11 protein-coding genes and 1 pseudogene are annotated in these 17314 nt (G+C 69.0%); all 12 read left to right on the top strand.

Annotated elements, in window-relative coordinates; genetic code table 11:
* Window positions 1-29 precede the first annotated feature (29 nt).
* The 12 genes and pseudogenes from SLW55_RS12050 to SLW55_RS11995 all read left to right on the top strand — a co-directional run bounded on the left by SLW55_RS12050 (window position 30) and on the right by SLW55_RS11995 (window position 17147).
* Window positions 30-572, top strand: coding sequence for a GNAT family N-acetyltransferase (locus tag SLW55_RS12050; RefSeq protein WP_017909572.1), 543 nt, complete (start codon window positions 30-32; stop codon window positions 570-572).
* A 43-nt stretch (window positions 573-615) separates the two neighbouring features.
* A pseudogene (locus SLW55_RS12045) lies at window positions 616-1917 on the top strand (transcription-repair coupling factor); the annotation flags it as partial.
* On the top strand, window positions 1891-4272 hold the full coding sequence (gene mfd, locus SLW55_RS12040) for a transcription-repair coupling factor (protein WP_343229740.1): 2382 nt from the start codon (window positions 1891-1893) through the stop codon (window positions 4270-4272). The pseudogene SLW55_RS12045 and the gene mfd, both read left to right, overlap by 27 nt.
* A 448-nt stretch (window positions 4273-4720) precedes the next feature.
* The gene (locus SLW55_RS12035; RefSeq protein WP_267093858.1) at window positions 4721-5041 is read left to right on the top strand and encodes an STAS domain-containing protein; all 321 of its coding nucleotides are present in this window, start codon (window positions 4721-4723) and stop codon (window positions 5039-5041) included.
* Between the two features lie 13 nt (window positions 5042-5054).
* Complete coding sequence (locus SLW55_RS12030; protein ID WP_320745189.1) at window positions 5055-7139, top strand: chemotaxis protein CheA; 2085 nt, start codon at window positions 5055-5057, stop codon at window positions 7137-7139.
* Window positions 7140-7196: 57 nt separating this feature from the next.
* On the top strand, window positions 7197-9335 hold the full coding sequence (locus SLW55_RS12025) for a methyl-accepting chemotaxis protein (RefSeq protein ID WP_267099571.1): 2139 nt from the start codon (window positions 7197-7199) through the stop codon (window positions 9333-9335).
* Window positions 9336-9394: 59 nt separating this feature from the next.
* Window positions 9395-11389, top strand: a complete 1995-nt coding sequence (locus SLW55_RS12020; protein WP_267099570.1) for a methyl-accepting chemotaxis protein — start codon at window positions 9395-9397, stop codon at window positions 11387-11389.
* Between the two features lie 37 nt (window positions 11390-11426).
* Window positions 11427-13355 carry a methyl-accepting chemotaxis protein gene (locus SLW55_RS12015; RefSeq protein WP_267084776.1) on the top strand — a complete coding sequence of 643 codons (1929 nt, stop codon included), beginning with the start codon at window positions 11427-11429 and terminating at the stop codon, window positions 13353-13355.
* Between the two features lie 9 nt (window positions 13356-13364).
* Window positions 13365-13898 carry a chemotaxis protein CheW gene (locus tag SLW55_RS12010; protein ID WP_026143817.1) on the top strand — a complete coding sequence of 178 codons (534 nt, stop codon included), beginning with the start codon at window positions 13365-13367 and terminating at the stop codon, window positions 13896-13898.
* Between the two features lie 49 nt (window positions 13899-13947).
* Window positions 13948-15219 carry an EAL domain-containing response regulator gene (locus tag SLW55_RS12005; protein ID WP_267099567.1) on the top strand — a complete coding sequence of 424 codons (1272 nt, stop codon included), beginning with the start codon at window positions 13948-13950 and terminating at the stop codon, window positions 15217-15219.
* Window positions 15220-15235: 16 nt separating this feature from the next.
* Window positions 15236-16042, top strand: coding sequence for a CheR family methyltransferase (locus tag SLW55_RS12000; protein WP_267086608.1), 807 nt, complete (start codon window positions 15236-15238; stop codon window positions 16040-16042).
* Between the two features lie 28 nt (window positions 16043-16070).
* Window positions 16071-17147 carry a chemotaxis response regulator protein-glutamate methylesterase gene (locus SLW55_RS11995; protein WP_017909387.1) on the top strand — a complete coding sequence of 359 codons (1077 nt, stop codon included), beginning with the start codon at window positions 16071-16073 and terminating at the stop codon, window positions 17145-17147.
* Window positions 17148-17314 lie beyond the last annotated feature (167 nt).

Raw genomic sequence — 17314 nt, 5'->3', positions numbered from 1 at the left:
ATCCAGGCTTCGTCGAGGATCATACGGCCATGGCTACCCGCAACCGCATGCCTCCGTGGCATGAAACCTTCACCCTGCCCAGCGGGCGCGAACTGCTGATCCGTCCGATCCGGCCGGAGGACAGCGCGCCGCTGCAAGGTGCCTTCGGCCTGCTCGGGCCGACCGAGATCCGCGAGCGCTTCCTGCATTCGACGCAGGAACTGACCGAGGACATGGCGCAACGCCTCACCCATCCCAATCCGAAGTCGGAACTGATCCTGGTCGCCGCCGAGCCGCTGCCGCCTGGCGAAGCCGTGGTCGGTGCGGTGGCGCGCGCCGCGATCAACCCGGGTACCCGCGAGGCGCAGTACGCGATCCTGGTCAGCAGTTTCGTTTCCGGCCAGGGCCTGGGCCGGCAATTGATGCGCAAGCTGGTCAAGTGGGCGCGCCGCAAGTATCTGGACCGGCTCTACGGCGATGTGCTCGAACGCAACGTGCCGATGCTGCAGCTGGCCGAGTCGCTGGGCTTCCAGCGCATGCCGCATCCGGACAATCCGGACCTGGTGCGGGTGGTGCTGGAACTGGGCAGCTGAAAACTCGGGACCCGGGTCCCGACCTTGCTAAACTAGTTGGTCCATGCCGCCCCTTCCCTTCCCCGTTCCGCCGCTGCCCAAGTCCGGCCAGTTCCGCGCGCACTGGCGCGCTCCCGCGTCCTCCACCGCCCTGGCCTGGCACATCGCCTGCGCCGCGTCCGCGCACCGCGGGCCGTTGCTGGTGGTCGCCCGCGACAACCAGAGCGCGCACCAGCTCGAAGCCGACCTGCACAGCCTGCTCGGCGACGATCCGAGCCTGCCGGTGGTGCCGTTCCCGGATTGGGAAACCCTGCCCTACGACCAGTTCAGTCCGCACCCGGACATCGTCAGCCAGCGTCTGGCCGCGCTGCACCGGCTGCCGACGCTGACCCAGGGCATCGTGGTGGTGCCGGTGCAGACGCTGATGCAGCGGGTAGCGCCGCTGCGCTACATCGTCGGCGGCAGTTTCGACCTGCGCGTGGGCCAGCGCCTGGACCTGGATGCGGAGAAGCGGCGACTGGAAAGCGCCGGCTACCGCAACGTGCCGCAGGTGATGGACCCGGGCGACTTCGCCGTGCGCGGCGGCCTGCTCGACGTGTATCCGATGGGCACCGACGCACCGCTGCGGATCGAACTGCTGGACGAGGACATCGATTCGATCCGCGCCTTCGACCCGGAATCGCAGCGCTCGCTGGACCATGTGCAGGCGGTGCGCATGCTGCCCGGGCGCGAAGTGCCGATGGACGACGTCAGCGTGGAGCGGGTATTGACCGCGCTGCGCGAACGCTTCGACGTCGACACCCGGCGCAGCGCGCTGTACCAGGACCTGAAGGCCGGGCTGGCGCCGTCGGGCATCGAGTACTACCTGCCGCTGTTCTTCCAGGACACCCGCAGCAGCGGCGCACGCGAGGCCACCGCCACCCTGTTCGATTATCTGGGCGAGCACGTGCTGCCGCTGATCGCACCGGGCGTGGGCGCCGCCGCCGACGCGTTCTGGGCGCAGACCCAGGCCCGCTACGAGCAACGCCGCCACGACGTGGAGCGCCCGCTGCTGGCGCCGGAGGAGCTGTACCAGGCGCCGGACGCGCTGCGCGAGCGCCTCAACGGGCTGCCGCGCATCGACGTGTGGGCCGCCGACCACCCGCGCATCGACGAGGCACAGGCGCTGGGCGACCAGCCGCTGCCGCCGCTGCCGGTGGCGGCCAAGGACGCCGCGCCCGGCGCGGCGCTGAAGAGCTTCCTCGATCACTACCCGGGCCGGGTGTTGATCGCCGCCGATTCGCCCGGCCGCCGCGAGGCGCTGCTGGAAGTGCTGGCGGCCGCGGAGTTGAAGCCGGAGGTGCTGCCGAATTTCGCGGCATTTGTTCCTTCTCCCACCGGGAGAAGGTGGCGCGAAGCGCCGGATGAGGGTGCGGCGTCTGCGCGGTCGGGAACGAAGAAGGCGGGTGCTTCGGCAAGTTCCACGGTTGCGCAGACGAACTCCACTAGCGGTCGGACCCTCACCCCAACCCCTCTCCCGGAGGGAGAGGGGCTTTCTGCTGCACGTTTCGCTATCGCGGTTGCGCCGCTCGACGACGGCTTCGCGCTGGAGGAGCCGCGGATCGCGGTGCTGACCGAGCGCCAGTTGTTCCCCGAGCGTGCCAGCCAGCCGCGGCGCAGCCGCCGTGTGGGGCGCGAGCCGGAAGCGATCATCCGCGACCTGGGCGAGCTGTCCGAGGGCGCGCCGATCGTGCACGAGGACCACGGCGTCGGCCGCTACCGCGGGCTGATCGTGCTCGATGCCGGCGGCATGCCCGGCGAGTTCCTGGAAATCGAATACGCCAAGGGCGACCGGTTGTACGTGCCGGTCGCGCAGTTGCATCTGATCAGCCGCTACTCCGGCGCCTCGGCCGAGACCGCGCCGCTGCATTCGCTGGGCGGCGAACAATGGACCAAGGCCAAGCGCAAGGCCGCCGAGAAGGTACGCGACGTGGCCGCGGAGCTGCTGGAGATCCAGGCGCGCCGCCAGGCCCGTGCCGGACTGGCGCTGCAGGTGGACCGGGCGATGTACGAGCCGTTCGCCGCCGGCTTCCCGTTCGAGGAGACCCCCGACCAGTTGGCCGCGATCGACGCCACCCTGCGCGACCTGGCCAGCAGCCAGCCGATGGACCGCGTGGTCTGCGGCGACGTCGGCTTCGGCAAGACCGAGGTCGCGGTGCGCGCGGCCTTCGCCGCGGCCAGCGCCGGCAAGCAGGTGGCGGTGCTGGTGCCGACCACGCTGCTGGCCGAACAGCACTACCGCAACTTCCGCGACCGCTTCGCCGACTACCCGCTCAAGGTCGAGGTGCTGTCGCGCTTCAAGAGCAGCAAGGAGATCAAGGCCGAGCTGGAGAAGGTCGCCGCCGGCAGCATCGACGTGATCGTCGGCACCCATCGCCTGCTGCAGCCGGACGTGAAGTTCAAGGACCTGGGCATGGTCATCGTCGATGAGGAGCAACGCTTCGGCGTGCGCCAGAAGGAAGCGCTGAAGGCGCTGCGCGCCAACGTGCACCTGCTGACCCTGACCGCCACGCCGATCCCGCGTACCTTGAACATGGCCATGGCCGGCCTGCGCGACCTGTCGATCATCGCCACGCCGCCGCCGAACCGGCTGGCGGTGCAGACCTTCGTCACCCAGTGGGACAACGCGCTGTTGCGCGAAGCCTTCCAGCGCGAACTGGCGCGCGGCGGCCAGCTGTACTTCCTGCACAACGACGTGGAGAGCATCGGCCGCATGCAGCGCGAGCTGAGCGAACTGGTGCCGGAGGCGCGCATCGGCATCGCCCACGGGCAGATGCCCGAGCGCGAGCTGGAAAAGGTGATGCTGGATTTCCAGAAGCAGCGCTTCAACGTGCTGCTGTCGACCACGATCATCGAATCGGGCATCGACATCCCCAACGCCAACACCATCGTCATCAACCGCGCCGACCGCTTCGGCCTGGCGCAGTTGCACCAGTTGCGCGGCCGCGTCGGCCGTTCGCACCATCGCGCCTACGCCTACCTGCTGGTACCGGACCGGCGCAGCATCACCCCCGATGCGCAGAAGCGGCTGGACGCGATCGCCTCGATGGACGAACTGGGCGCCGGCTTCACCCTGGCCACCCACGATCTGGAGATCCGCGGCGCCGGCGAACTGCTCGGCGAGGACCAGAGCGGGCAGATGGCCGAGGTCGGTTTCAGCCTGTACACCGAACTGCTGGAACGCGCGGTGCGCAGCATCCGCCAGGGCAAGCTGCCGGACCTGGATGCCGGCGAGGAAGCGCGCGGCGCCGAGGTGGAACTGCATGTGCCCGCGCTGATCCCGGACGACTACCTGCCCGACGTGCATACCCGCCTGACCCTGTACAAGCGCATTTCCAGCGCCCGCGACAGCGACGGCCTGCGCGAACTGCAGGTGGAGATGATCGACCGCTTCGGCCTGCTGCCGGATCCGGTGAAGCACCTGTTCGCGATCGCCGAACTGAAGCTGCAGGCCAACGTGCTGGGCATCCGCAAGCTGGAACTGGGCGAGCACGGCGGGCGCCTGGTGTTCGGGGCCAAGCCCAACGTGGATCCGCTGACCATCATCCAGATGATCCAGAAGCAGCCCAAGCTGTATGCGATGGATGGCCCGGACAAGCTGAAGCTCAAGCTGCCGCTGCCGGAGGCGGCCGACCGTTTCAATGCCGCGCGCGGGCTGCTGACCGCGCTGTCGCCACGCTGAGCGACGCGGGCGCGTCCGCCCGCGCCGGCTCCCGCACGCGGCCGGCTGCCGCGACCCCGCACCCTCTGCCCCGCCCCGGACCGCCACAACATTCGGTGGCGTATGGGCGCTCGCACCGCTGTGTTCCCTGGCCTGCAGCGGTCTTCACGTGAAGACCGCCGCCACGTCGCACGTATGGCGCGGCTTTTTGACGCCTTCCCCGTTGCCGCGACTGGCACGGCGCGTGCAGAGACGTAGGGACCGACCGCATCGGCGCGGTTATGGGATCCGCGTCCTGGCACCGGCCTGAACCACTCAGGCTCGCGTGCGGCCTGCGAGACAAATGCTTCACGCAGGCTAAATATTTCTAAATATTTCCCGTCCGCGCCGATATCGCTGGTATCCAGGCCTGCACACGCCCTTCACGGCGTGGCGCCGGCTTTCCACTCGCCACTGCCGGAGACCCGCCATGCGCTCGACGCCCCCCGACGAACAGGATCCGCCGCTGCAGTTGATCGTGGACGGCGACATGACCATCCGCCATGCGGCCGAATTGAAGCCGCTGCTGCTGCCCGCGCTGGAGCATCCCGGCGGCCTGCGCCTGCAGTTGCAGGCGGTGAACGACATCGACGCCACCGGCGTGCAACTGCTGCTGGCCACCCAGGCCGCGCTGCGCGCGCTGGGACGGCCATTCCAGCTCGAGGGCTGCACCACAGCGGTCGGCGACGCGCTGGACCTGCTCGGCCTGGGCGACGCGTTCGAGCGCGTCGGCGACGACACTCTTCACTAATCGGCAGCACGACATGAACATGGATCAATTGCTGCAGACCTTCATCGCCGAGAGCCGCGACCTGCTCGAGGACATGGAACGCAACCTGCTGGAAGCCGAGCGCGGCGAAGCCGGTCCCGACGCGGTCAACGCGATCTTCCGCGCCGCCCATACCATCAAGGGCTCCGGCGGCCTGTTCGATCTGGCGCAACTGGTCGGCTTCACCCATGTGGTGGAGAGCGTGCTGGACCTGGTGCGCGAGCAGGCCGTCGCGCTGGATTCGGAGCTGATCCAACTGATGCTGGCCTGCTGCGACCATATCCGCACCCTGGTGGAAGCGGCCGCCGGCGCCGAGGCGGACGAAGCCACGCTGGCCACCGAGGGTGCGCCGCTGCTGGAACGCCTGCAGACCTACCTGCACCCTGCTGCCGCGCCGGCCGCCAAGGCCAGCGCCACCGCAACGCCCGCGGCGCCGGCGCAGACCGGCTACTGGCGGATCTCGCTGCAGTTGTTCACCGATGCGCTGCGCTTCGGCAACTCGCCGCTGCACCTGATCCGCTGCCTGCGCAGCCTCGGCAGCCTGGAAGCGGTGCGCACCCGTCACGAGCGCGTGCCGGCATTGCCGGAACTGGATCCGGAGGCCTGCTACCTGGGCTTCGACATCCTGCTGCGCAGCGACGCGCAGCAGGCCGCGATCGAGGACATCTTCGAATTCGTGCGCGACGACTGCGACCTGCAGGTGCTGGCGGTGGACCCGCACGGCGACGCCGCCAACCTGGATCTGCCGCTGCTGGTGGCCGAGGCCGGCAGCCAGGCCAGCGCCGACGACTTCGCCGGTTTCGAGAGTGCCGCCACACCGGAGGCCGCGCCGGCTGCAGCCGCTCCGTCCGTGCCGAGTGCGCCGGCCGCGGCAGCGGCCCCCGCCGCCAATGCCGGCCCCGCCAAGGCCGCCGGCGCGCGCGGCGAAGGCGGCTCGATCCGCGTCGACGCCGACAAGCTCGACCGCATGATCGACCTGGTCGGCGAGCTGATCATCGCGGTCGCCAGCACCGGCGCCAACGCGCAGCGCACCGGCGATGCGCAGTTGCTGGAATCCACCTCGATCCTCGCCGGCCTGGTCGAGGAGGTGCGCGAAAGCGCGCTGCAGCTGCGCATGGTCAAGATCGGCGGCACCTTCAGCCGCTTCCACCGCGTGGTCCACGACGTGGCCCGCGAACTGGGCAAGGACATCGCGCTGGTGGTCAATGGCGAGGACACCGAGCTGGACAAGTCGGTGGTGGAGAAGATCGCCGATCCGCTGACCCACCTGGTGCGCAACGCCATGGATCACGGCATCGAACCGGCCGAGGTGCGCCAGGCGCGCGGCAAGCCGGTGCGCGGCACGGTACGCCTAAACGCCTTCCACGATTCCGGCAGCATCGTCATCCAGATCAGCGACGACGGCGGCGGCCTCAACCGCGACCGGATCCTGGCCAAGGCGCTGGAACGCGGCCTGATCGAACCCGGCCGCCAGCTCTCCGACCGCGAGGTGTTCGCGCTGATCTTCGAGCCGGGCTTCTCCACCGCCGAGAAGGTCACCAACCTGTCCGGCCGCGGCGTCGGCATGGACGTGGTCAAGCGCAACATCGCCGCGCTGCGTGGCAGCGTCGACATCAGCAGCCAGCAGGACGTCGGCACCACCATCTCGGTGCGGCTGCCGCTGACCCTGGCGATCATCAACGGCTTCCAGGTCGGGGTCGGCAAGTCGGTGTTCGTGGTGCCGCTGGACGTGGTCGAGGAATGCGTGGAGTTCGCGCCGAACTACCAGAGCGAGTACATCGACCTGCGCGGCAACGTGCTGCCCTACGTGCGCCTGCGCTCGCTGTTCGCCATCGCCGGCGCGCCGCCGGCGCGCGAGAGCATCGTGGTGATCCGCCAGGGCGCGCAGCGGTTCGGCCTGGTGGTCGACACCCTGCTGGGCGAGTGGCAGACCGTGATCAAGCCGCTCTCCAAGGTCTTCGCCCAGGTCAAGGGCATCAGCGGCTCCAGCATCCTCGGCAGCGGCGGGGTCGCCCTGATCCTGGACGTGCCGTCGCTCATCGGCCAGTTGCAACCCGGCACCGAATCGCTGGCGGCCTGAACCGTCGCATCGCCTGCCGTCATTCCTACGTCACGCCATCAACCAGGAATCGCCGTCATGTCCCAGAACCGGACGCCCCTTACCACCCTGCCGACGGCCGCGGTCGTCGCCGTCGCCCTGCCCGCCGCCGCGGCCGTCGCGGCGCTGGCGCTGCCGCTGGCCGGCGGCCTCGCCTGGGCTGCGGTCGCCGTGGCCACGCTGGTCGCTGGCCTGGTGCTGGGCGGCAGCGTGCGTTCGGCGCAGCAAACGTCCGCTGCCGCGCAGCGCGAACTGGATCTGGCCCGCACCGGTCTGCAGGCGCTGGCGCAGGGCGAACTGGACCGCGTGGACGCGACCGCCGGCGGCAGCGAGATCGGCCAGGCCCTGCTCGCCGCGCAGCGACCGCTGCGGCAGTTGCAGGCCGACGTCGCGCACATGACCCGCGCGCACGCCGCCGGCGACTGCGACGTGATGCTGGATGCCGCGCAGTCCAGCGGCGCCTATCGGGCCGTGGCCGGCGACATCAACCAACTGGTCGGCGCCCACATCGGCGTCTGCAAGCAGGCGATCGATTGCGTGGGCGAGTTCGGCCGCGGCAACTTCACCGCGCCGCTGGCCGCGTTCCCGGACAAGAAGGCCTACATCAACGACACCATCGAGCAGGTGCGGCGCAACATGCTCGGCCTGATCGCCGAAATGCGCCGCGTCTCCGAGCAGCACGAGGCCGGCGAGATCGACGCCAGCATCGACAGCGCGCACTTCCAGGGCGACTTCCGCAGCATGGCCGACGGCATCAACCGCATGGTCGGCAGCCACATCGCGGTCAAGAAGCAGGCGATGGGCGTGGTCGCCGAGTTCGGCCGCGGCAACTTCGACGCGGGCATGCCGCAGCTACCCGGCAAGAAGGCCTTCATCAACGACACCATCGAGCAGGTGCGCGGCAACTTCAAGCGCCTGATCGGCGAGATCGCGCGCATGTCCGACGAGCACGACAAGGGCGACATCGACGTGCAGATCGACTGCACCCATCTGGACGGGGAATTCTGCGCGATCGGCAAGGCCATCAACCGCATGGTCGCGGCGCATATCGCGGTCAAGAAGCAGGCGCTGGGCGTGGTCGCCGAGTTCGGCCGCGGCAACTTCGACGCGCCGATGCCGCAGCTGCCGGGCAAGAAGGCCTTCATCAACGAGATCATCGAACAGACCCGCGGCAATCTGCGCAGTGTCGGCGACGTGATCAAGGTGATGGGCGCGATGGCCGAGGGCGACCTCAGCCGCCAGGTGCAGGGTCACTACGAAGGCGCCTTCGCCGACATGCAGCGCTACGTCAACGCCACCATCGACAAGCTCACCAGCATCGTCAACGAGGTCAACGGCAACGCCGTGACCCTGGCCAGCGCCGCCGAGGAACTGTCCTCCACCGCGCAGTCGCTGAGCCAGGCGGCCAGCGAGCAAGCCGCCGGCGTGGAGGAGACCAGCGCCTCGCTGGAGCAGATGACCGGCTCCATCGCGCAGAACGCGGAGAACGCCAAGATCACCGACGGCATGGCCGCCAAGGCCTCGCGCGAGGCCGCCGAAAGCGGCGAGGCGGTCCGCGCCACCGTCTCGGCGATGAAGGAGATCGCACGCAAGATCGGCATCATCGACGACATCGCCTACCAGACCAACCTGTTGGCGCTGAACGCGGCGATCGAGGCCGCGCGCGCCGGCGAGCACGGCAAGGGCTTCGCGGTGGTCGCCGCCGAGGTACGCAAGCTGGCCGAGCGCAGCCAGGTCGCCGCGCACGAGATCGGCGACGTCGCCAGCACCAGCGTGAACCTGGCCGAGACCGCCGGGCGCCTGCTCGGCGAGATGGAACCGTCGATCCGCCGCACCTCCGACCTGGTGCAGGAGATCACCGCCGCCTCCGAAGAGCAGAGCTCCGGCGTCGGCCAGATCAACACCGCCGTGGTGCAGCTCAGCCAGACAACACAGCAATCCGCTGCCAACGCTGAAGAATTGGCCGCCACGGCCGAAGAAGTAAGCAGCCAGGCCGAACAGTTGCAAACGCTCATGAGCTTCTTCACCACCGGCGCCACACCCACCCCGGCACCGGCCCCGCAGCCGCGGCGGCTGCCGACGCCGATGCAACGCGGGCCACGCGCGCGCAGCTTCGGCGGGCCTGCCGCCACGGCGCAGGCCGCACGCCTGGAAGAAGCCGCGTTCGTCTCGTTCTGATCCATCTCCGCACCGGCCCGGCAGGCCGGTGCCTCTCTATCCCGCACAGGTACCACGGCATGTCCAACTCCCTTTCGCTGTCATCCAAGCTGTGGAGCGGCTCGGCCATCGCCATCGTGCTGCCATTGGCCGCCGCCGTGTGCGGGTTCGCCCTCGGCCTGCCCGCCGGGCAGACCCTGGCGCTGGGCATCGGCGCCACCGTGCTCGCCGCCGCGGTACTGGCCTTTACCGTCCACGCCATCACCCGCTCGCTGCGGATCGCCACCACCACCCTGGCGCGCTTCGCCACCGGCAACTTCGAGGTGGTGATGCCGACGGTGCGCAACGACCAAGCCTGCGAGGTGCTGCTGGCACTGCGCCAGGTGCAGACCGGCATGCGTCAGATCAACGACGAGATCGTGCGCATGTCGCGCGAGCACGATGCCGGCGACATCGACGTGGTGATCGAGAGCCATCGCTTCGAGGGCGAGTTCAAGGTCATCGCCGAAGGCGTCAACCGCATGGTCGGCGATCACATCGCCACCAAGAAGAAAGCGTTGGCCTGCGTCGCCGAGTTCGGTCGCGGCAATTTCGATGCGCCGCTGGAGACGCTGCCGGGCAAGAAGGTCTTCATCAACGAGATCATCGAGCAGGTGCGGCGCAACATGCAGGGGCTGATCGCGCAGATGAAGCACATGTCCGCGCAGCACGACGCCGGCGACATCGACGTGCTGATCGAGAGCCACCGTTTCGAAGGCGATTTCCGCAGCATGGCCGACGGCATCAACCGCATGGTCGGCGACCACATCGCCACCAAGAAGAAGGCGATGGCCTGCATCGCCGAATTCGGCCGCGGCAACTTCGACGCGCCGTTGGAAGCCCTCCCGGGCAAGAAGGCGTTCATCAACGACACGATCGAGCAGGTGCGTTCCAACCTGCGCGCGCTGATCCGAGACACCAGCCTGCTGGTCGACGCCGCCGCGGCCGGCCGTCTGGACGTGCGTGCCGACGGCAGCCTGCACCATGGCGACTTCCGCCGCATCGTCGACGGCGTCAACCTGACCCTGGACACGGTGATCGGCCCGCTGAACGAAGCCCGCGCCGTGCTCAAGGCGATCGAGGCCGGCGACCTGACCCGGCTGGCGGACGTGCAGTGCCAGGGCCAGCTGAAGGAACTGTGCGACAGCATCAATGCCACCGTCGCGCGCCTCGCGCAGGTGGTCGGCGAGGTCAACATCAACGCCGACGCCCTGGCCAGCGCCTCCGAGCAGGTCAGCGCCACGGCGCAGTCGCTGAGCCAGGCGGCCAGCGAACAGGCCGCCGGCGTCGAAGAGACCAGCGCCTCGCTGGAGCAGATGACCGCGTCGATCTCGCAGAACACCGAAAACGCCAAGATCACCGACGGCATGGCCGCCAAGGCCGCACGCGAAGCCAACGAAGGCGGCGATGCGGTGCGCTCGACGGTGGCGGCGATGAAACAGATCGCGCAGAAGATCGGCATCATCGACGACATCGCCTACCAGACCAACCTGCTGGCGCTGAACGCGGCGATCGAGGCCGCGCGCGCCGGCGAGCACGGCAAGGGCTTCGCCGTGGTCGCCGCGGAAGTGCGCAAGCTGGCCGAGCGCAGCCAGGTGGCCGCGCAGGAAATCGGCCAGGTCGCCGAGTCCAGCGTGGAGCTGGCCGAGAACGCCGGCAAGCTGCTGGAGCAGATGGTGCCGTCGATCCGCCGCACCTCCGACCTGGTGCAGGAGATCACCGCCGCCTCCGAGGAACAGACCTCCGGCGTCGGCCAGATCAACGCCGCGGTCGGCCAGCTCAACCAGACCACCCAGCAGGCCGCGGCCAACTCCGAGGAGCTGGCCGCCACGGCCGAGGAAATGAGCGGGCAGGCCGAGCAGTTGCAGCAGTTGATGAGTTTCTTCCGTACCAACCAGGTCGTGGCGCCGCGGCGTCCGAAGGCAGTCACCGCCGGTCCGTCCCGCAGGGCGGCGCCGGCGCGCAAGCGTGGGTTCGGCGAGGTCGGCCTGGCACTGGTGTCGGGGCCGGACGAAGCCCATTTCGATACGTTCTGACATCCACTTTCACGACATCACATCCAGGGGGATAACGATGTTCCAGCACATGAAGATCGGCACGCGCATCGGCATCGGCTTCGGCCTAGTGTTGCTGCTGCTGTTGGGGACCGGCATTTTCGCCACGATGCAGATGGCCAGGATCAACGGCTCGTCCACGGAGCTCGCCACCAACTGGATGCCCAGCGTGCGCAACGTCGAGGAGATGAGCGCGAACTTCAACAAGCTGCGTCTGCTCGAGTTGCAGCGGGTCGTCGCCACCAGTCCAGCCGAGATGCAGGATTACGACACGCGCATGCTCAAGACACTGGAGGCGTTCGAGAACAACAGGAAGACCTATGTCCCGCTGATCTCCTCGCCCGAGGAGCAGGCGCTGTACGCGGATTTCGCCAAGAACTTCGATCGCTACACGGAGCTGCACAAGCAGTTGCTGGCGCTGGCGGCGCAGGGAAAAACGCAGGAGGCGATGACCGCACTGAACGGCGAGCAGCGGCAGATCTTCCGCAGCACCGCCGACGCGATCGACAAGCTGGTGGACCTGAACGTCAAGGGCGGCCAGGATGCCAGCGACCGCGGCGACGAACTCTATGCGTCCGCGCGCTCGCTGATCATCGCGACCATCGTGGCGGCGGTGCTGCTGGGCGCGGTCGTGGCGTTCTTCATCGTGCGCATCCTCACCCGCCTGCTGGGCGGCGAGCCGGCCTATGTGGCCGAGATCGCCAACAAGGTGGCGCAGGGCGACCTCAACCTGGAGGTGGCGGTGCGCGCCAACGACAGCGGCAGCGCGCTGTATGCGATGCGAACCATGGTCGAGCGGCTGAAGCTGGTGATCGACGGCCAGCGCCGTGTGGTCGCGGCCGCCAACCGCGGCGACTTCTCCGAGCGGATCGCGTTGGATGGCCTGGCCGGGTTCCAGCGTGAGATGGGCCAGGGCCTGAACGATCTGGCGACCACGACCGGCGGCAGCATCCAGGACGTGGTGCGGGTGATGGGCGGCCTGGCCGAGGGCGACCTGACCCAGAGCATCGACAAGCACTACGACGGCGCCTACGCCGAAATGAAGAACTACATCAACGACACCATCGCGCGCCTGTCGCAGGTGGTCAGCGAGGTCAACGGCAATGCCGAATCGCTGGCCAGCGCGTCGGAAGAGGTCAGCGCCACCGCGCAGTCGCTGAGCCAGGCGGCCAGCGAACAGGCCGCCGGCGTGGAAGAGACCAGCGCCTCGCTGGAGCAGATGACCGCCTCGATCTCGCAGAACACCGAGAACGCCAAGATCACCGACGGCATGGCCAGCAAGGCCTCCAGCCAGGCGCTGGACGGCGGCGAATCGGTGCGGGCGACCGTGCAGGCGATGAAGCAGATCGCGCAGAAGATCGGCATCATCGACGACATCGCCTACCAGACCAACCTGCTGGCGCTGAACGCGGCGATCGAGGCCGCGCGCGCCGGCGAGCACGGCAAGGGCTTTGCGGTGGTCGCCGCGGAAGTGCGCAAGCTGGCCGAACGCAGCCAGATCGCGGCGCAGGAGATCGGCGACGTCGCCAGCTCCAGCGTGGAACTGGCCGAGAACGCCGGCAAGCTGCTGGACGAGATGGTGCCGTCGATCAAGCGCACCTCCGACCTGGTGCAAGAGATCACCGCCGCCTCCGAGGAGCAGACCTCCGGCGTCGGTCAGATCAATGCCGCGGTCGGCCAACTCAACCAGACCACCCAGCAGGCCGCCTCCAACTCCGAGGAGCTGGCCGCCACGGCCGAGGAGATGAGCGCGCAGGCCGAACAGCTGCAGCAGCTGATGAGCTTCTTCAAGGTGCAGGGCGCCCCGCCGGCCAGGACCGCGGCGCGACGTCCCGGCGCCGGGCGCGGCCGCAACGGGCAGGCCGGTCCCAAGCCGATCGCGCGCGTCGCCAACGGCCAGCTGGTCCTGGCGGATTCGCTCGACGAAGCCCACTTCGAAACCTTCTGAGACATGGCCATGAACGCTCCCGCTTCGCTCTCACCCTCCGACGCCGGCGACCTGGCCACGGACCAGTTCCTGACCTTCCTGCTCGGCAAGGAAATGTTCGGCGTCGGCATCCTCGGCATCAAGGAGATCATCGAGTACCGCACGCCGACCGACGTGCCGATGATGCCGCCCGCGTTGCGCGGGGTGATCAACCTGCGTGGCGCCGTGGTGCCGGTGGTGGACCTGCAGCAACGCTTCGGCCGCGCGCCCAGCGAGATCAGCAAGCGCACCTGCATCGTCATCATCGAGGTGGCCAGCGGCGAGGAACGCCAGGTGCTGGGCCTGCTGGTGGACGCGGTCAGCGAGGTGCTGGAGATCGCCACCGCCGACATCGCGCCGCCGCCGGCCTTCGGGACCGGCATCCGCCGCGATTTCATCCACGGCATGGGCAAGGTCGGCGAGCGCTTCGTGATCCTGCTCGCCGCCGATGCGGTGCTGGCGCCCCAGGAGTTCGCCAGCATGACCGCGCTCGACGCCCACCTGGAAGAAGGCATCGCCGCCTGAGCGGCCGTTGCCACTTAGCGCCCCGCCCTTTCCTCGAGACGGATTTCGCATGCCCACGTCCCCCGACACCGCCGCCCTGCACCACTTCGGCACGGTCCTGGTGGTCGACGACAGCCAGGTCCAGCGCGAACATGCGCTGGCCCTGTGCCAGCGCATGGGGGCGGTGGCGGTGGAAGGCGCGGCCGACGGCCATGCCGCGCTGGCACGGGTAACCCAGGGGCCGCCGCTGGGGCTGTTGATCGTGGATCTGGAAATGCCCGGCATGGACGGCGTGCAATTGCTCGACGCACTGGCCCGCTGCAGCGTGCGCGTGCCGATCGTGGTCGCCTCGCAGCGCGGCGCGGCCCTGATCGACTCGGTGCTGCAGGTCGGGCGCAGCAACGGCCTGCAGGTGCTGGCGGGACTGGAGAAGCCGCTGCGCGCCGCCCAGCTCGCGGCCGCGGTGCGCGCCCACGCGCCGAGCGCACCGGCACCACGTGACGACGCCGAGGCGCCCGGCGAGGCGACCATGGCGGCGATGCTGCGCGAGGCACTGCAACGCGGCGAGATCGAGGTGGCCTATCAGCCCAAGGTGGACATGCGCAGCGGCCGGGTCGGCGGCGTGGAAGCGCTGGCGCGCTGGCGCCATCCCAGCGCCGGGCCGATCGCGCCGGACCGCTTCATCGCCGTGGCCGAGCGCGAAGGCCTGATCCATGCGCTCACCGCCTGCGTCGCCGACCAGGCGATGGCACGGCTGGCGGCGTGGAAACAGGACGGGTTCCAGCTGACCCTGGCGTTGAACCTGTCGCCGAGCATGCTGCAGGACCCGAACCTGCTCGACGAACTACTCGGGCTGCTGCGCCAGCATGGGCTGGCGCCGTCGGACCTGGTGCTGGAAATCACCGAAAGCTCGCTGGTCTGCGGCAGCGCACTGGGCATGCTGGCACGGCTGCGGCTGCAGGGCTTCGGCCTGTCGCTGGACGACTACGGCACCGGCTTCTCCTCGCTGCAGCAGCTCACCCGCATCCCCTTCACCGAACTGAAGATCGACCGCATCTTCGTCCACGACGCGCACCGCAGCCGCAACCTGCGCACGGTCCTCGAATCGGCGCTGGGCATGGCCCAGCGGCTGGGCCTGAGCACCGTCGCCGAGGGCATCGAAACGGTGGAGGACTGGACCCTGCTGCAGGAGCTGGGCTGCGACTTCGGCCAGGGCTACCTGCTGGCGCGCCCGTTGGGGGGCGGCGCGCTGCACGCCTGGCTGCTGGAGCACCAGCGCCTGCTGCGGGAACACGGCCCCACCGGCAACGCCAGCGTCCCCGCTCCCGCCCCTCCCCACTGACCGACCGGCCATGACCATGACCAGCCACGACACCATCACCGAGCAGGAATTCGGCCGGTTCCAGCGCTTCATCTTCGACGCCGCCGGCATCACCATCTCGCCGGCCAAGAAGGCCATGCTGTGCGGACGCTTGGGCAAGCGCCTGAAGGCGCATTCGCTGCAGACCTACACCCAGTACCTCAAGCTGCTGGAAAGCCGCGAGGGCAGCGGCGAGGTGCAGACCGCGATCGACCTGCTGACCACCAACGAAACCTATTTCTTCCGCGAACCCAAGCACTTCGACCTGCTGCGCAGCATCGCCGCCGCGCACACCGGCGGTACGCCGTTCCGTTGCTGGAGCGCGGCCAGTTCCAGCGGCGAGGAGGCCTACAGCATGGCCATGGTGCTGGACGATACCCTGCAGGGCCGCCCCTACGAGGTGGTCGGCACCGACATCAGCACGCGCGTGCTGGCCAAGGCGCGGACCGGCCATTATCCGCTGCTGCGCATCGAGCACATGCCGCCGGCCATGCTCAAGCGCTACTGCCTCAAGGGCCGCGGCGAGTACGAGGGCAGCATGCTGATCGACCGCAAGATCCGCGACCATGTGCGCTTCCTGCACGCCAACCTCAACGCGACGCTACCCAACCTGGGCCAGTTCGACGTGGTGTTCCTGCGCAACGTGATGATCTACTTCAACGGCCAGACCAAGCGCGAAGTGGTGGCGCGGGTGCTCGGCACGCTCAAGCGCGGCGGCATCTTCTGCATCGGCCACTCCGAAAGCCTCAACGACGTCAACGGCGACGTGGTGCAGATCGCGCCGTCGGTGTACCGCAAGCCATGAACCACGACGTCCCAGGAGGGAACCCCGCATGACCACGATCAAGGCCATGGTGATCGACGATTCGGCGGTGGTGCGCCAGGTGCTGGTCGCCGTGCTCAACGACGCGCCCGGCATCGAGGTCATCGCCGCCGCGGCCGACCCGCTGCTGGCGATGGACAAGATGCGCCAGCAGTGGCCGGACGTGATCGTGCTGGACGTGGAGATGCCGAAGATGGACGGCATCACCTTCCTGCGCAAGATCATGAGCGAACGCCCCACTCCGGTGGTGATCTGCTCCACGCTCACCGAGAAGGGCGCGCGGGTGACCATGGACGCGCTGGCCGCCGGCGCGGTGGCGGTGGTGACCAAGCCCAAGCTCGGCCTGAAGCAATTCCTCACCGACTCGGCCGAGGAAATGATCGCCACGGTGAAGAGCGCGGCGCGCGCCAACGTCAAGCGCCTGTCGGCGCGGCCGGCCGTGGCGCCGGCGGAGCCGGAGATCAAGCACACCGCCGACGTGATCCTGCCCGCACAGGGCGGCCGCGCGCTGTCGCAGACCACCGAACGGGTGGTGGCGATCGGCACCTCCACCGGCGGCACCCAGGCGCTGGAGGAAGTGCTGACCGCGCTGCCGCGGGTCAGCCCCGGCATCGTCATCGTCCAGCACATGCCGGAAAAGTTCACCGCCGCCTTCGCCGCACGCCTGGATACGCTGTGCCAGATCTCGGTGAAGGAAGCGGCCAACAACGACCGCGTGGTGCCGGGACGCGCGCTGATCGCGCCGGGCGGCAAGCACATGCTGCTGCGGCGCAGCGGCGCGCAGTACTTCGTCGAAGTGCTGGACGGGCCGCCGGTGAACCGGCACCGGCCGTCGGTGGACGTGCTGTTCCGCTCCGCCGCGCGCGCCGCCGGCGGCAACGCGCTGGGCATCATCATGACCGGCATGGGCGACGACGGCGCGGTCGGCCTGCTGGAAATGCGCCAGGCAGGCGCACGCACCGTGGCCCAGGACGAACAGAGCAGCGTGGTGTTCGGCATGCCCAAGGAAGCGATCAAGCGCGGCGGCGCGGAGAAGATCCTGCCGCTCAACGCGATGGCGCGCGAGATCGGCCAGCAGCTGAGCTAGCCCAGCCGGCCGCCGCACCACCCTGCCGCAGGAGCCGCTTCAGCTGCGACGAAGCATTCCCATGAATGTCGGTCGCGGCTGAAGCCGCTCCTGCAAACGCGGGCAGCCAAGCCCTGTCCCTGCCACACACCTTGCAGCGCGCAGCGGCGCAAGCAGGTTCGCGGCAA

The sequence above is a fragment of the Xanthomonas sp. LF06-19 genome (genome assembly GCF_034105425.1).
In the GTDB taxonomy this organism is placed as follows: domain Bacteria; phylum Pseudomonadota; class Gammaproteobacteria; order Xanthomonadales; family Xanthomonadaceae; genus Xanthomonas_A; species Xanthomonas_A sontii.
The sequence above is the reverse complement of the archived record's forward strand: the minus strand, read 5'-3'. Positions and strand labels throughout refer to the sequence as shown.

Coding starts and splice junctions, on each gene's coding strand:
- SLW55_RS12050 (WP_017909572.1), top strand. CDS start 30: ATGGCTACCCGCAACCGCATGCCTCCGTGGCATGAAACCTTCACCCTG.
- SLW55_RS12035 (WP_267093858.1), top strand. CDS start 4,721: ATGCGCTCGACGCCCCCCGACGAACAGGATCCGCCGCTGCAGTTGATC.
- SLW55_RS12030 (WP_320745189.1), top strand. CDS start 5,055: ATGAACATGGATCAATTGCTGCAGACCTTCATCGCCGAGAGCCGCGAC.
- SLW55_RS12025 (WP_267099571.1), top strand. CDS start 7,197: ATGTCCCAGAACCGGACGCCCCTTACCACCCTGCCGACGGCCGCGGTC.
- SLW55_RS12020 (WP_267099570.1), top strand. CDS start 9,395: ATGTCCAACTCCCTTTCGCTGTCATCCAAGCTGTGGAGCGGCTCGGCC.
- SLW55_RS12015 (WP_267084776.1), top strand. CDS start 11,427: ATGTTCCAGCACATGAAGATCGGCACGCGCATCGGCATCGGCTTCGGC.
- SLW55_RS12010 (WP_026143817.1), top strand. CDS start 13,365: ATGAACGCTCCCGCTTCGCTCTCACCCTCCGACGCCGGCGACCTGGCC.
- SLW55_RS12005 (WP_267099567.1), top strand. CDS start 13,948: ATGCCCACGTCCCCCGACACCGCCGCCCTGCACCACTTCGGCACGGTC.
- SLW55_RS12000 (WP_267086608.1), top strand. CDS start 15,236: ATGACCAGCCACGACACCATCACCGAGCAGGAATTCGGCCGGTTCCAG.
- SLW55_RS11995 (WP_017909387.1), top strand. CDS start 16,071: ATGACCACGATCAAGGCCATGGTGATCGACGATTCGGCGGTGGTGCGC.